This window comes from Halomonas sp. M1 (genome assembly GCF_029581375.1).
Classification (GTDB): domain Bacteria; phylum Pseudomonadota; class Gammaproteobacteria; order Pseudomonadales; family Halomonadaceae; genus Vreelandella.
The window spans coordinates 1,568,933-1,584,471 of sequence record NZ_CP121119.1 but is presented as its reverse complement, the minus strand read 5'-3'; the positions used below and the strand labels follow the sequence as shown (position 1 = coordinate 1,584,471).

Below are 15,539 nucleotides of genomic sequence, written 5' to 3'. Positions count from 1 at the left end.
TAGCAATATCACTGCGCGCAATGTCAGCGTTTTGTTGATCTTTTGTTCACAGAAATAGCCTTTAGCCACCTGCTTTGCACCCCAGGGAGAGACGTGCTTATGCGCCATGCTAACGATTTGACCTTCAAACTCATCACCCCAGAAGATGCTGCCGAACTGTTGGTATTTGAAACCCAAGAGCGTGAGTGGTTCGAGCAGTACATCGAAGCGCGCCCTCAGAGTTTTTATACTCCGCAAGGCACTACTCAGCACATCATTGAGTGCCTGGCGCTAAACGCCCAACGTCGAATGAGCCCGCTGCTGATTCGTAAAAGAGGCACTATTGTAGGGCGCGCCAATTTACGCGATATGCAAAACGGCCAAGGCAAAGTGGGCTATCGCATTGGCGAGCAAGCGTGCGGCCACGGAATTGCCCAACGCGCATTACACTTCTTGATCAATGAAGCACGCAGTGTTTACCGGCTGAATACGCTCTCGGCGATTGTTTCAGTGGATAACGGTGCTTCCAGGCGGGTACTGGAAAAAGTCGGATTTGAGGCGGGAGAAAAGCTGCCTGATTATTCATTAGTGGCGGGGCTAAGGCTTGATAGCGTGCTTTATAAAAAGGACATAAGTTGACTAATCGGCCTCTTCCCAAGTAATCAGTAGACTTAAAACGCCACCCGATGGGGCGGCGTTTACGCTTGATCAGCCATTAATCACTGAATCGAGAATCAGCCCTCAACCCACACCTCATCACCTTTAAACTCGATCTTCCAAGTACGCAGTTTGACCTCTTCATCTTCTAAACACTGGCCGTTTTCAAGGCGAAAGTGCTGCTTGTAGATGGGCGAGGCGACTACCGCCGCGCCTTTAATGTCACCTACAATGCCTCGGGCGATGACGTTGGCGTTAGAGAAAGGGTCAAAGTGGTCAAGTGCAAAAAGCTCATCGGCTGCCCCTTGTCCTGGCAAGTAGAAGATTGCTACTTGGGCTGCGCCTTCGGCGGTTTCAAGCCAGGCGGCAACGCCTGAGAACTCCACCAAGTCAGCTTTAGTACAGACCTTTTGCCACGCCTGGCTGTTTTGAATATCCACCCTATCCCTCTCTTTTTTCAGTGCCGTTGCGGTCATGGGTTGCCTCATTTTTATTCAGTGAAAAGAGCCGCTTAAGCGGGGCGCAGTTGGCCACGCTCGGAGGTCATGATGATTGATGGATCCGGGCGATCGTCATTGACGAAGCTGCGGAAGCGCTTGAGCTTCTCCGGGTCGCTGATGGCATCGGCCCATTCGCACTGGTAGGTATCCACCACGGTTTGCATCTGGCGCTCTAGCTCGTCGTTGATGCCTAGGCTGTCGTCCAGTATTACCTCTTTGAGGTAGTCCAGGCCGCCGTCGAGGTTTTCGCGCCACACTGAGGTGCGCTGCAAGCGGTCGGCGGTACGCACATAGAACATTAAGAAACGGTCAATGGTGCGGTAGAGCTGCTCGTCGTCAAGATCGGTGGCGAACAGTTCGGCGTGGCGGGGGCGCATGCCACCGTTACCACACACGTAGAGGTTCCAGCCATTTTCGGTGGCGATAATCCCGATATCTTTGCTCTGAGCCTCGGCGCACTCGCGGGTGCAACCGGATACGCCGAACTTTATTTTGTGGGGTGAGCGCAGGCCCTTGTAGCGGTTCTCCAGTTGAATCGCCATACCAACACTGTCCTGCACGCCATAGCGGCACCAGGTGCTACCCACACAGGATTTTACGGTACGCAGTGATTTGCCATAGGCGTGTCCCGTTTCGAAACCTGCGGCAATCAGCTCGCCCCAGATATCTGGCAAGTCTTCCAAGCGAGCGCCGAATAGGTCGATACGTTGACCGCCAGTGACTTTGGAGTAGAGGCTGTATTTTTTAGCCACTTCGCCTAGCACAATCAGCTTATCTGGGGTGATCTCGCCGCCAGCGATGCGGGGCACTACCGAGTAGGTGCCGTTCTTCTGCATGTTGGCCATGAAGGTGTCGTTGGTATCCTGCAAGGGGATATGTGCCGCATCGGTGATCGGCTCGTTAAAGCAGGAGGCTAGGATAGAGGCCACGGCGGGTTTGCAGATATCGCAGCCCAGGTGGTGAGTATCGGCGTTGCCGTGTTTTTCGATCAGCTCGCTAAAGGTTTTAATGCCTTCAACACGCACAATGTCGTAAAGCTCCTGACGGGTGTAAGAGAAGTGCTCACAAATCGATTTGTCGACCTCAACACCGCGGGATTCAAGCTCGTGATCCACCACGCTTTTGAGTAGCGCGGTACAGCCACCGCAGCCGGTGCTGGCTTTGGTGGCGCCTTTTACATCGGCTAGGTCCACCGCACCGTCATCAATGGTGGCGCAAATATCGCCTTTAGAGACATTGTGGCAGGAGCAAATCATCGCTGTTTCTGGCAATGCACCGGGGCCAAGCGTGGGTGCGGCGCCGCTGCTTTGCGGCAGAATCAGTGAGGCGGGTTCGTCGGGCAGTTCGATGCCGTTAGAGTAGTACTGTAGCAGGGTGTCATAAACGCTGTTGTTGCCTACCATCATCGCACCGAGCAGTTTTTTACCGTCGCTAGAAACCACGAGCTTGCGGTACTCCTGCTTGATGGGGTCTAAATAACGAAACATGCGTGCGCCAGGGGTCTGGTTGCCGTGGGCATCACCAATCGAACCCACATCTACGCCCAGCAGCTTAAGCTTGGTGCTCATATCCGCACCACTAAAGCGGGCGTCACCGCCGGTTAATGTGGAGAGCGCTGTTTTAGCCATTTGGTAGCCGGGCGCCACCAGGCCAAAAATGCTTTGGTTCCATAGCGCGACTTCGCCAATGGCAAGGATGGCTGGATCACTGGTAAGGCAATGATCATCCACCACGATGCCGCCACGCTCACCAAGTTCCAGGCCACACGCTCGGGCGAGCTGGTCGCGGGGGCGAATGCCGGCAGAGAATACAATCAGGTCGGTCTCCAGTACTTTTTCGTCTTGGAAGACCATGCGGTGGAGACTGTTATCGCCGTCTTCGATGCGTTGAGTCGCGCGCTCGGTAAGGACCTGCACGCCGAGTGACTCGATTTTTTCGCGCAGTAGCTCGCCACCTTCGCTGTCTACCTGCATCGGCATTAAGCGGGAGGCAAACTCGACGACGGCGGTATCTAGATTTAAGCCGCGCAGGGCGTTTGCTGCTTCCAAGCCCAGTAGGCCGCCACCCACCACTACGCCATTAGTGGCATTTTCGGCGGCGACTTGAATGGCATCTAAGTCATCTAGGGTGCGATATACCAAGCATCCCTCACGGTCGTTGCCGGGAATCGGTGGCACAAAAGGGAAGGAGCCGGTCGCCAGGACTAAGCGGTCATAGGCGTAGCGGCCTTGATCGGTAACGACTTCCTGAGCGTTACGGTCAATCTCGATCACGGCTTCGCCACTGCGTAGCTCCACGCCGCTGGTAGCGTAGTAATCCGCCTCGCATAGCGCTAGCGATTCGGCGTCGCGCCCGCTGAAATACTCAGATAGATGTACGCGGTCGTAGGCGCGATGCCGCTCTTCACCAAACACCGTCACTTGGTAGCGCTCAAGACCACCGTTATCGACTAGCTGCTCGACCAGATGGTGGCCGACCATGCCGTTACCGATAATGATGAGCTGTTCGGGAGTTGTCGTGTTTTTGGTAGACATGCTCTTCATAGACATGCTCTTCATAGACATAGTTATGCCGCCTCTGACGTCGATAAATGAGGTGTATCGTTTTGATGATCTTTGAGCGCCTTTACATCAGCCGCACCAAACAACAGTGCTTGGCGGCAGTCGTTAAGGTTATTGCTCGCGAGCGCCTGCTCGAAATACCAAGGGCCTTGGCGGGTATCGCCGTAGAGCACAGCGCCTTCAATCCGTCCGTCGCGCAGCAGCAGGCGACGGTAGTCGCCACGCTCAATGTCGTGGTAACTCAATACGTCATGCTCGTCGCTAGCCTCGGTAGGGCCAAAGGCGTAGAGCGCCACACCGCTGACTTTGAGTTTGGTAGCGCTGGGGGCGTCTGCGTAGCCTTGGACAGCGGTGCCACATAGCGTGGTGGCAAGCACTTCTACCTGTTGCCAAATCGGTTCTACCAAGCCGTAAGTAGTGCCATCAAACTGGCAGCACTCGCCTAGCGCATAAATTGCGGGGTCGCTGGTGGTTAGCCACTCATCCACCACAATAGCCCGCTGGGTGGTCAGGCCTGCCTGGTGGCCTAGCTCGATATTGGGGGTAATGCCAGCGGCAATAATCACGCTGGTGGCGTGTAACTGTCGGCCATCGGCAAGGTGTACCTTAGCAACCCGGCCCTGTGCGTCGCCTTCTAGCCGTGCTAACTGAGCACCGGTAATGATCGTTAAACCGCGCTGAGTCAGTTCGTCTTTAAGTAGGTGCGCTGCGGTAGCATCCAGCTGCCGGTTCATCAGCCGCTCGCTGCGTTGGAGCACGCTCACTTTGATATCATTGCCGCGTTTACGCAGCCCTTCAGCGGCCTCCAGGCCCAGCAAGCCGCCGCCAATCACAAGGGTGTCACCGCCGCGCTGGGCAATATCGGTCAGCGCGTCAGCATCTTGCAAATCGCGAAAGCCGTGCACCCCCGCAAGCTCAATACCCGGAACGTCGGGCAGTGTCGGGCGCGAGCCGGTGGCAATTACCAGGCGGTCATAATCAAGCGACCGCCCGTTATCGGTGATCAATGTCTGGCGTGAGCGATCAAGTGTCTCGACCTTTTCACCGAGTATTAGCGTGACACCCTGTTCGGCATACCATGTGGCATCGCGCAGCGTCAGCGCATCCTGCTGCACTTCACCGGCCAGTAGTGGAGAGAGCAGGATGCGGTTATAAGCAGGCGCTGACTCGGCGCCAATCACTGTGATGCGCTGGGGACGCTTGGGCTGTTTGACCAAGGCCTCAATCAAGCGATGGCTTGCCATGCCGTTGCCAATTATTACTAGATGGTCGCTGGGTGAGCACCGTGAAGTAGTTTCCATGGGGGCTCCTCTGTGTCTTTGCGGCTGCTTGAGCACCAAACAAAAAAACGCCCCTGTCGTGCACCTCTTTGCATAGAACTGCAAAAAGAGTGCGCGTCAGGGGCGTCGTTGCCCGATAGCGTCGTTTTAAATCCGTTTTCAAACACAGGGCAGCCGCCATTGGCCGCCAAGTACTTAAAAATCTTACGCTGTTTCAAGCAAGGAACTAGCCAACTGGCCATTAATGTTTATTTGTTCAACATTGTCAGTTAGTTAAGTTGTTGGTACGGGTCAGTGGTAGCGCGGATATTTGGACAGGGTGCACAGCGATGGTGCGAAAAAGGGCGGTGCATGCACTCTTGGGCACCACTTTGTCTTGCTCTGAGAGCCAAGTAGTGGCTTTTGATGTTATTTGTATTTTTATAAGTATTTGTATTTATTTGATAATTTTTAAAATTATAGCTTTGGGTCTTTATTTTGCAGTTACCTAACCCACAAGACAGTTAATAAGTAATAGGTACTCATTATTTGGCGATGGCAGCGAGCAACTCCAAAGCCGCAAGAAAAATAAGTAGCCGTTAGAAAATGTGTAGCTGTTAGAAATTTTCAGTTGTAAAAAAATAGTCTGCACCACTGAAGGTGCGCTGTGGCAACGACGTCCAGCCCTCTTCTCTAATGCGTTTGTATCGCGCTTTAGGGAAAGGGACTGGGCGTTTTTTTATGTCCGGCATTTAAACACCTGTTTAAGACAGCGTTCAGGTACGACCCGAGGAGGTGTTATGCGAGGGGCAAAAGCAGGGCAGCAGTCCAAAACCACCTGCCCATACTGCGGCGTCGGTTGTGGCGTGAAGGCGACGGTTGAAGCGGGCACGCTGAGCGCTGTAGAAGGCGACCGCGAGCACCCGGCAAACTTTGGGCGTCTATGCGTCAAAGGTTCTGCGCTACACGAAACCTTAGGACACCATGGGCGGCTGACTCGCCCTAGTGTCGATGGTGTGGAGGTCTCATGGGACGCCGCGTTGAGCGCCACCGCTAACCGCTTAAATACCCTGCGGGATGAGCATGGAGCCCAAACGGTTGCCGCTTATCTATCGGGCCAACTGCTGACAGAAGATTACTACGTGGCCAATAAGCTGTTTAAAGGCTTTTTGGGTACGCCTCATTTGGATACCAATTCTCGGCTCTGCATGGCCTCGGCGGTAGTTGGCTACAAGCGTGCCTTTGGTGCGGACGCGGTGCCGTGTAACTACGAAGACCTTGAAGAGGCCGAGCTGGTGGTGTTGGTGGGTTCTAACTTGGCCTGGAATCACCCTGTGCTTTATCAGCGTTTGAAGGTAGCCAAAGAGCGCAACCCGTTGATGCGCGTGGTGGTAATTGACCCCCGCGTCACCGATAGCTGCGAGATTGCCGACCTCTATCTAGGGATTAAGCCGGGTAGTGATGCTTATCTTTTTAATGGCCTGCTGGCGTGGATGGCCCAACATCAAAAGCTCGATACGCTCTATTTGGAGCGCCACACCGAAGGCTTGGAAGAGGCGCTGAATGCCGCGCAGCAAACAGCGGGATCGGTAGCGGAGGTAGCGGTTGCCTGTGATGTCGACCCCGAGCGTCTGGAAACCTTCTACTACTGGTTTGCCAGCCAGCTGCATGTGGTCACGCTCTACTCGCAGGGGATTAATCAATCCGCCAGCGGTACCGATAAGTGCAATGCGATTATTAACTGCCACCTGGCCGGGGGGAAGATTGGCTTGCCGGGGGCAGGGCCGTTCTCGATGACGGGCCAGCCTAATGCCATGGGTGGCCGCGAAGTGGGTGGGCTGGCTAACCAACTAGCGGCACACATGGATTACCACACTCCCGGTGCGCTCGACCTTGTTAGCCGCTTCTGGACGACTGATAGCCTGACACCTTGCTTGCCGGATAGCCCAGGCTATAAAGCAGTAGAGCTTTTTGAAGCTATTGAGCGAGGTGAGATAAAAGCGCTCTGGGTGATGGCCACCAATCCCGCCATCAGCCTGCCTGATGCAGCGCGAGTTCGGGCCGCACTAAAAAAGTGCCCGCTAGTGATCGTTTCCGAATGCGCCGCCCACACCGACTTACTGCCTTATGCGGATATTGTGCTACCCGCCTCGGGCTGGTCAGAGAAAGACGGCACCGTGACCAATTCCGAACGGCGTATTTCTCGCCAGCGGGGCATGCTGCCACCCCCCGGTGAGGCGCAGCACGACTGGTGGATAATGTGTGAGGTGGCGAAACGCTTAGGGTTTGCTGAGGCGTTTAACTACATGCATCCCTGGGAAATTTTCGACGAGCACGCTCGTCTGTCAGGGTTCGAAAATGAAGCCTCTTCAAAAGGTTCAAAGCGGCTGTTTGATATATCGGGTTTGATTGGCCTGGGTAGGGAAGGCTACGACGCTTTAGCACCCATTCAATGGCCGGTCACAAAGGCGGCTCCCCATGGGACGGCACGCCTGTTTGCGGACGGCGAGTTTGCTACGGCGAGTGGCCGTGCCAAGTTACTCGCCATACGGCCACAGGGACCTGAGCAAGCGCTCAGTGCTGCCTACCCGCTGCGCGTGAACACCGGGCGAATTCGCGATCAGTGGCACACCATGACACGCACAGCCCGTTCGCCACGCCTGATGAATCACCGTACGGAGCCCTTTATAGAAGTGCATCCCGACGATGCGCGCAGCGCTGGTGTGGTTGACCAAGAGCTTGCGGTGTTAACTGCGGCGAAGGGTGAGTTCATTGGTCGTGTTCGGGTATCGAACGCCCAGCGCCGCGGCGACGTGTTTGTGCCTATCCACTGGACTGACTGCTTCACCAAACAGGCCAGAAGTAGTGCGTTGATTGATAGCATCACCGACCCACTTTCCGGCCAGCCGGAAGCGAAGCATGGCGCTGTAGCATTGGCAGCGCTACCCACCGATTGGCAAGCCACGCTGATCGTCGCCGATGGCCTGAGCGATGCGTCGCCCTGGTGTGAAAGTGCCTACTGGGCCCGTACGCCGATGCGCGGTTGCCAGCGTTGGCAGCTTGCCAACACCCAACCGATTAATGACTGGCTAGCACAGATAAACGCGTGGATGCCGGGGCCGCTCTCCGTGATGAGTCAAGATCCTGCTAACGGACGATTGCGCGCCGTTGGCGTAGAAAAGGGTCAGCTTTGCTGGTGGCTAATGGTAGGCCCCCCTAAAGAGCTACCTGGATTGGCATGGTTGGAAGCCCGGTTTAATGACACGTCCTTAAGCGACACCCATCGCCGCCGTTTATTGGCAGGTTGTGATGACGGCGCTGCGGAAACCGGCCCGGTCATTTGTAGCTGCCATCAAGTGGGCCAAACCACCATCGTAAAGGCTATTCGCGAGGGCGATGTCAGCGTGGAAGCGCTGGGCGCAAGGCTTGCTTGCGGTACCCAGTGCGGCAGCTGTATTCCCGAATTGAAATCACTTATTGAAGAGGAACGGCCGAATGCGCGCGCTAAGCAATCCCCTAATTCTGAAGTGGCTTAACGCCTTTATGCGTTTTTCGCCCCGCGCGCTATGGACGCCGGCTCAGCATGCAACGGACTTACCTTTACAACTGCGGGGCGAGTGCCGCGCAGGGCAGGTCTATTTAGTCGGCGCAGGCAGCGGCGATGCGGAGCTGTTGACCCTCAAGGCTGCACGCTTGCTGATGCAGGCCGACGCTGTGGTGTATGACCGTTTGGTGGGTGACGACGTCCTCGCGTTACTTCCTGCCGGTTGCGAACGTTACTACGTAGGCAAAGCGCGCGGCCACCATAGCGTTCCGCAAGTTGAGATCGGCGAGCTGATGGTAAAGCTCGCCCAGGAAGGTAAATCGGTAGTGCGCTTGAAGGGTGGCGACCCGGCGGTGTTCGGACGGATGGGCGAAGAGCTGGATGCTCTGGCCGCCGCCCAGGTGCCAGCGGCCATTGTGCCGGGGATTACCGCAGCTTCTGCAGCCGCTGCCTGTATGGGCATTCCGCTCACCGACCGTGGCCATGCGCAACAGCTGCGCTTTGTCACTGCCCAGCTATGCCGTGAAGACGGCACGCCAGACTGGGGGACGCTTGCCCGCAAAGATGAAACCTTGGTGTTTTATATGGGCCTTTCCAAAGTAGGCGCCATTTGCCAAGGCCTACGCCAGGCGGGCTTGCCGGATGATTGGCCGATCATGTTAGTGGCCAACGCCAGCCAGCACGTGCAGCAGTCGCTAGTGGGTTCGCTTGCCGGTATGCCTGAACAGTTAGCCGCTAACCCGCTGCCTTCACCGTGCTTGATTGTGGTGGGCAGCGTGGTGCAAAGAGTTACTACCAGCCCCGCGGCTCCCGCTGATCTTCACGCTGCCCAAGTATTCATGCGCTAACGCGTTGTGGTGGTAAGGCCTATGTTTTTTTCATTCTCAACTAAAAATAAGGAACGCTCTGTTATGTCCTATTTATTACCGGCCGAATTTGCCAGCAAAATGGTCGATGCGGGCGAAGCCAAGCTCCACATGGCCAATCGGGACGCACTGCTGCGCTCTTTCATGGCGGGTGCCATCCTGGCCTTGGCCGCCGTGTTTGCTGTCACCATCACCGTACAGACTGGCTCGGCTTTTCTGGGGGCTTTGATGTTCCCGGTGGGGTTCTGCATGCTCTACCTGATGGGTTTCGACCTGCTGACTGGGGTCTTCGTACTTACACCGCTGGCCTGGCTAGACAAACGGCCGGGGGTTACCATCAAGCGCATCCTTAAGCACTGGGGGGTGGTCTTTACCGGTAATCTGCTCGGTGCGCTAACGGTAGCGTTCCTAATGGCGATTGTCTTCACCTACGGCTTTTCTACACCGCCGGATGCGGTGGGCGTGGCGATCTCGGAAGTGGGCAAAGACCGTACCCTGGGCTACAAAGAGTTTGGCGCTGCCGGTATGTTGACGGTGTTCGTCCGTGGCGTGCTGTGCAACTGGATGGTCTCGCTTGGCGTGGTGGGGGCAATGATCTCGACGACGGTGGGAGGCAAGGTGATCGCCATGTGGATGCCGATCATGCTGTTTTTCTACATGGGCTTCGAGCACTCCATCGTTAACATGTTCCTGTTCCCCTCCGCGCTGATGTTGGGCGGCGACTTCTCGGTCATGGACTACATGATCTGGAACGAGATCCCGGTAGTGATCGGCAACCTGATTGGCGGTATTTCGCTGACCGGTTTAACACTGTACGCCACCCATGTGCGCACCGGGCCACAAAAAGCCCTGTAATCTGATAGGCAGGCTCAACACAGCCTTCGCTACGGCGAAGGCTTTTTTTAGGGGAAGCCAGTATGGCAGCGCTGACCATTTCACTCGGCCAGCACTCTGATAAAGGGCGCAAACCGCGCAATCAAGATTTTTATGGCGCTTATTTACCTAGCGAACCACAGCGGGTGGCCAAAGGCATCGCGATTGCTCTCGCCGATGGGATTAGCAGCAGCGATGTCAGCCGCGAGGCAAGCGAGGCCGCGGTGGGCAGTTTTTTAACGGACTATTACGCTACCCCAGCCACCTGGAGGGTTCAAACCTCAGCCCAGCGAGTGCTCCAGGCCACCAATGCGTGGCTTTACGCCCAAACCCGACAAAGCCAGTACCGATACAATCTAGATCGCGGCTATGTGTGTACGTTAAGCGCGATGGTGATTAAATCCACCACCGCACACCTGTTTCACGTCGGCGATAGCCGTATCTATCAACTTTCAGGCAAGGCGCTGGAGCCACTGACCGAGGATCACCGCTTCTGGGCATCCCGGGAAGTCAGCCATTTAAGCCGTGCTATGGGGGCCAGCCAGCATCTGGAGCTTGATTATCGGGCCGTATCGCTAAGTGAAGGCGATGTGTTTGTACTCACCACCGATGGTGTATATGAGTGGTTAACCGGCGCTGAAATGGTCGCGCTGATTCACGGCCATTGGGGCGATCTCGACGTGGCGGCCGAGGCGCTAATCGCAGCCGCTATCGAGAATGGCAGCAACGATAACCTCACCGTGCAGATTGTGCGTATTGATTCCCTACCAGAGCGCCACTCAAATGAGCTCTATGCGGCGCTAGGGGCGCTACCCCCACCGCCTGAATTACGCGCTGGGAGTGAAGTGGATGGCTATCGCATTGTGCGCCAACTGCATGCCAGTAGCCGCAGCCATGTCTACCTAGCTGAAGACGTAGACAGTGGCGATAAAGTGGCGCTGAAGACGCTTTCAACCGAGCTCAGCCAAGACCCCGCGAGTATTGAGCGGTTTGTGCGCGAGGAGTGGATCGCACGGCGCATTAATAATGAACATGTGCTTAAGGCACCCACCCAAGAGCGCCAACGCCGCTATCTTTACACCGTGTTGGCATATATTGAAGGGCAAACGTTGACCCAGTGGATGCGCGACCACCCCAACGCTGAATTAGCCACCGTTCGCCCCATTGTCGAGCAGATCGCTAAAGGGTTACGCGCCTTTCACCGTTTGGAAATGCTCCATCAGGACGTGCGCCCTGATAACGTCATGATTGATACCCATGGCACCGTGACGCTAATCGATTTTGGTGCGGCCAAGGTGGCGGGCATCGTCGAGGCTGAAAGCGAACCCCGAACGGGCGACGATATTTTAGGTACCGCTCAGTACACTGCTCCCGAGTATTTTCTCGGTGAAGGAGGGTCGCCCCGCGCTGACCTGTATTCATTGGCGGTGATCACTTACCAACTGTTAACCGGCACGCTGCCCTATGGCACCGAGGTGGCCAAAACCCGCACCCGGGCGGCACAGCACAAACTTGCCTACCAATCGGCGCTGAGCGAAAATCGCGCACTGCCCGCCTGGGTGGATGAGGTGCTCAAAAAAGCTTTGCACCCCAACCCTCACTACCGTTATCCGGCGCTTTCGGAATTCATCTTTGAGCTGCGTTCGCCAAGCACCGAGATACTTAATCGCGCTAAACTACCGCTATTGGAGCGCGATCCCGTGCTGTTTTGGAAGGGGGTCTCAGTGGCGCTGGCTGTTGTGGTGATTGCACTGCTAGCGCGTTAAAGAGGCTGGGAGCGCACATCGTTAATTAGTATTACGGAAAGGAGCGGCCCAATGCGCGCGCTAAGCAAACAGCTAACCCAAAAATGGCTAGGGGCTTTTATGCGCCTAAGCCAGCGGGTGCTAGCGCCCTTTGGTCGCGAGGCAGCCGTTCGTGTACACCTGCCGTTAACTGGCGAGTGTCGTGCTGGAACGGTGTATTTAGTCGGTGCGGGCAGCGGCGATGTGGAGCTACTAACGCTTAAAGCGGCACGGCTATTGATGCAGGCCGATGCCGTGGTCTACGACCGCTTGGTGGGGGATGATGTGCTGGCACTGATACCTGCGGGCACCGAGCGCTATTATGTGGGTAAAGCTAGCGGCCACCACAGCGTGCCCCAAGCTGAAATCGGTGCGTTAATGGTTAAACTTGCCCACGCGGGAAAATCGGTAGTGCGATTAAAAGGCGGCGACCCTGGCGTATTTGGGCGAATGGGGGAGGAGTTAGCAGCGTTAGCCAATGCCTCATTACCGGCGCACATTGTCCCTGGCATTACCGCTGCATCGGCTGCCGCCGCTGGCATGGGTATTCCTCTCACCGACCGTGGCCACGCCCAGCAGTTGCGCTTTATTACCGCACAACTGTGCCGTGAAGGTGGTGCTCCCGATTGGACGACGCTGGCGCGTAAAGATGAAACCCTGGTGTTTTATATGGGGCTTTCCAAAGTCGACGCCATTTGCCATGGCCTACGCCAAGCAGGGCTCCCCGATCAGTGGCCGATTATGTTGATTGCCAATGCCAGCCAGCCTGAGCAGCAATCGCTGGTGGGCACGTTAGCGGATATGCCTGAGCAGCTAGCCGCTCAGCCGCTGCCTTCACCGTGCGTGATTGTGGTGGGAAGCGTGGTCAGCATGGTGCCATCAGCCGCTGAAAAATGTACCACTGAAGCGATCGCCGAGCATATGGCGTAGCGCGCTGAGTGAGGTTGACTGAATCGCTGGCTTTACGTCCAAGCAACTGCAATCATGGGCCAAACTCATAAGGCAGGGAGCCATCTGTGAAACGTCGAACTCGGCTCATTGCCTTAACCACCACTGTTATTACGTTGCTCTTCGCCCTAGGCAGCGTACTGTTTTATAACGCTATGCCTTCCCCTAAACGGCTGCTTGAGCCCGTCTCGGTGAATTTTGACACCCGCGATGCAGACTTCCGCCGAAGTATGGGGCTTATCTTTGAGCAGCCCATCGTCGCGGGCAACCGTATCGACCCCCTTCAGGATGGCGAGGCCATCTATGCGGCGATGCTGGAAGCCATCGACTCTGCTGAAACATCGATTACCTTTGAGACGTTTGAGTTCTGGGGCGAAAAGGCCACAGAGCCGTTTGTCGATGCTCTGATAGCGGCGGCAGAGCGTGGTGTGGCGGTACATGCTCTGATCGACTATGTAGGCTCATCCTCTGCGGCGGTTAATAAGTTTGAGCGCATGGAGGAGGCTGGTGTCGACGTGATCCGCTGGCGTAAGCCGTCATGGTATGAGCTGGCCCACTTTAATCACCGTACTCACCGCAAGCTGCTGATGGTAGATGGCCGCACCGGCTTTATTGGCGGCGCTAGCATTACCGACAATTGGCTACCTGACGATGATGGTCTGGCTTATCGTGACCATCACTTTCGTGTGGAGGGGCCGGTAGTCGCCAATATGCAGGCGGCCTTTGTTGATACGTGGCTGGACGCCAGCGGACGATTATTGCTAGGAGATGCCTATTTCCCCGAACTTGAAATCCAAGGGGCATTGGATGCTCAAATGGTGACCAGTACCCCGAGTGAAGGCCGCCACCGTATGCGCATGATGCTAATGGTGGCGATTGCCACCGCTGAGCAGCGCATCACGCTCGGCTCAGCTTACTTCTACCCAGATGACGAGTTTCTTAAGGCGCTAGTTGAGGCTCGCGAACGCAATGTTGAGGTCAATATTTTGGTGCCTGGCGATAGTATCGACAAAGGCTTTGTTCGCCATGCCTCGGTTAACCGTTGGCGACCCATGCTTGAAGCTGGCGTGAAGATTCATGAGTATCAGCCGTCGATGTATCATGCCAAGCTGATTAGTATCGACGACCGCTGGGCCAGCATTGGGTCTACCAATCTCGATAATCGCTCCTTCCGGATCAACAAAGAGGGCAATCTCAACGTTTACGATGAAGAGTTTGCCCGTTACGTTCGTGAGTTGGTCGAGGAGGATATTCGCCATGCAGAGCATTACGATCTTGACCGCTGGCATAACCGCCCTTGGCGCAAGCGGCTGGCCGGCTGGGTGAGCATGGTGGCTGGCGCCCACTTTTGACGATATATCAGTTACGTTAGTGAACGTCGTGTTGAATTTTACAGGAACCTAATAGACAAAACGTACTCAGATAACTGCCGTAAAGAGCCATATAAGCTTTTTTAAAAAGGATCTATTTTATGCAAAAAGGCAAAGTTCGCGATAATGCACTAAAAGCACAGCTGCGAACGCCCATGTTCAAAATGCAGCAGCAAACACCCAAAAAAGGTAAAGGAAGCTACTCACGTAAAGGGAAATCCTCTGGGCGAGGGTATCGCCAAGCCGCTTAATTAGGCGCTTTGGCGATGCCTTTCCCAGGCATCTCACTGCTCGACTTTTTACCGAGCAGCTCTCATCAGCTTGGCCGACCTAATAGGTCGGCTTTTTTATTGGTCGCTTATGGCGGGGGAAGAAATTTCCATTCGATAGCCTGACTGGTAAATGCTGCGCAGCCGAAGCCCATGGCGACCATCTAGCTCCAGCTTTCGACGTAGTCGACTGACATGAGTATCCACTGTGCGGGTAGAGACGCTGCCCTTAATGCCCCATATCAGTTCTAAAAGATGTGCCCGAGTTAAAAGCTCTCCAACTTTAGAAAAGAACAGCGTTGCCAATTGGTACTCTCGTTCGGTTAGCGCCACGCTAGTATCAGCGATGCTGATACTGTGTTCTTCGGTGTTAATAGAAAATACACTTGGGCAAGAAATCGCGGGCCTTGGTGTATCGTAACCTGCACGACGACCCAGTGCGCTAACACGGGCAATTAACTCTTTGGGACGTAACGGCTTCGCTAAAAAGTCATCGGCTCCTTGTTCAAGTGCGTGAACGACGTCATCTTCATTTTGGCTTGCGGTAACAAATAGGATAGGGCCGCGCCAGCCGTCGTTTTGACGGAGATGACCCACGACATCCATCCCGCAGCCGTCGGGCAGGCGCCAGTCGATGATAAGAAAATCAAAACGCTCTTCTTGAGTCGCTCGGCGCAGTTCGCTTGCGCGGCTAAACAGCGAGACTTGATGGTCGGCGGAAACAAGGCACTGTTCAATAAAAGCCTGCTGGTCGAGGTCGTCCTCAAGCACACCGATATGCATAGCGCGTTACCCACCATTCATCGTGTGATTAATCCCACACCACTGAGAAATTTCTAATATTATTATTCTAGTTTAGTTTGTTTTTGACACAAAGGTTTACAGTTAACGCTTTAGCCGTAGCGCTATACTGCGTCTATAACCCAGGA

General features: G+C 55.3%; 12 protein-coding genes. 8 read left to right on the top strand and 4 right to left on the bottom strand.

The genetic code is table 11. From position 1 onward, the window contains the following. Nucleotides 1–99: 99 nt before the first annotated feature. Nucleotides 100–618 carry a GNAT family N-acetyltransferase gene (locus tag P8S54_RS07135; RefSeq protein WP_281443832.1) on the top strand — a complete coding sequence of 173 codons (519 nt, stop codon included), beginning with the start codon at nt 100–102 and terminating at the stop codon, nt 616–618. Between the two features lie 95 nt (nt 619–713). On the opposite strand, the gene nirD is transcribed toward P8S54_RS07135, so the two are convergent. Genes nirD through P8S54_RS07120 form a run of 3 tightly spaced genes read right to left on the bottom strand, consistent with a single transcriptional unit; the run spans nt 714 to nt 4,998 of the window. Continuing rightward, nucleotides 714–1,112, bottom strand: a complete 399-nt coding sequence (nirD, locus tag P8S54_RS07130; protein ID WP_281443831.1) for a nitrite reductase small subunit NirD — start codon at nt 1,110–1,112, stop codon at nt 714–716. 35 nt (nt 1,113–1,147) lie between these two features. Then, on the bottom strand, nt 1,148–3,670 hold the full coding sequence (gene nirB / locus P8S54_RS07125) for a nitrite reductase large subunit NirB (protein WP_281444076.1): 2,523 nt from the start codon (nt 3,668–3,670) through the stop codon (nt 1,148–1,150). A gap of 32 nt (nt 3,671–3,702) precedes the next feature. Further along, nucleotides 3,703–4,998 (bottom strand): FAD-dependent oxidoreductase, encoded by a 1,296-nt coding sequence (locus tag P8S54_RS07120; protein ID WP_281443830.1) that lies wholly within the window; start codon nt 4,996–4,998, stop codon nt 3,703–3,705. A 758-nt stretch (nt 4,999–5,756) separates the two neighbouring features. Here P8S54_RS07120 and P8S54_RS07115 point away from each other — a divergent pair. From P8S54_RS07115 to arfA, 7 genes are all read left to right on the top strand, one after another. Next, entirely contained in the window at nt 5,757–8,492 is a 2,736-nt protein-coding gene (locus P8S54_RS07115; protein ID WP_281443829.1) for a nitrate reductase, read from the top strand. Then, a complete protein-coding gene (gene cobA / locus P8S54_RS07110; RefSeq protein ID WP_281443828.1) occupies nt 8,452–9,348 on the top strand; it encodes a uroporphyrinogen-III C-methyltransferase in 897 nt (298 codons plus the stop codon). The genes P8S54_RS07115 and cobA (P8S54_RS07110) overlap by 41 nt, the downstream gene beginning before the upstream one ends. Nucleotides 9,349–9,411: 63 nt before the next feature. Continuing rightward, on the top strand, nt 9,412–10,221 hold the full coding sequence (locus tag P8S54_RS07105; protein WP_281443827.1) for a formate/nitrite transporter family protein: 810 nt from the start codon (nt 9,412–9,414) through the stop codon (nt 10,219–10,221). A gap of 62 nt (nt 10,222–10,283) precedes the next feature. Continuing rightward, entirely contained in the window at nt 10,284–12,005 is a 1,722-nt protein-coding gene (locus P8S54_RS07100) for a bifunctional protein-serine/threonine kinase/phosphatase (RefSeq protein WP_281443826.1), read from the top strand. A gap of 51 nt (nt 12,006–12,056) precedes the next feature. Next, entirely contained in the window at nt 12,057–12,953 is an 897-nt protein-coding gene (gene cobA / locus P8S54_RS07095; protein ID WP_281443825.1) for a uroporphyrinogen-III C-methyltransferase, read from the top strand. 86 nt (nt 12,954–13,039) lie between these two features. Then, nucleotides 13,040–14,323, top strand: a complete 1,284-nt coding sequence (locus P8S54_RS07090) for a phospholipase D-like domain-containing protein (protein WP_281443824.1) — start codon at nt 13,040–13,042, stop codon at nt 14,321–14,323. A 119-nt stretch (nt 14,324–14,442) separates the two neighbouring features. Further along, entirely contained in the window at nt 14,443–14,592 is a 150-nt protein-coding gene (arfA, locus tag P8S54_RS07085) for an alternative ribosome rescue factor ArfA (RefSeq protein ID WP_009095764.1), read from the top strand. Nucleotides 14,593–14,688: 96 nt separating this feature from the next. Here the strand turns inward: arfA and P8S54_RS07080 are convergent, their stop codons facing one another. Continuing rightward, the gene (locus tag P8S54_RS07080; RefSeq protein ID WP_281443823.1) at nt 14,689–15,393 is read right to left on the bottom strand and encodes a response regulator transcription factor; all 705 of its coding nucleotides are present in this window, start codon (nt 15,391–15,393) and stop codon (nt 14,689–14,691) included. Nucleotides 15,394–15,539: the final 146 nt, after the last annotated feature.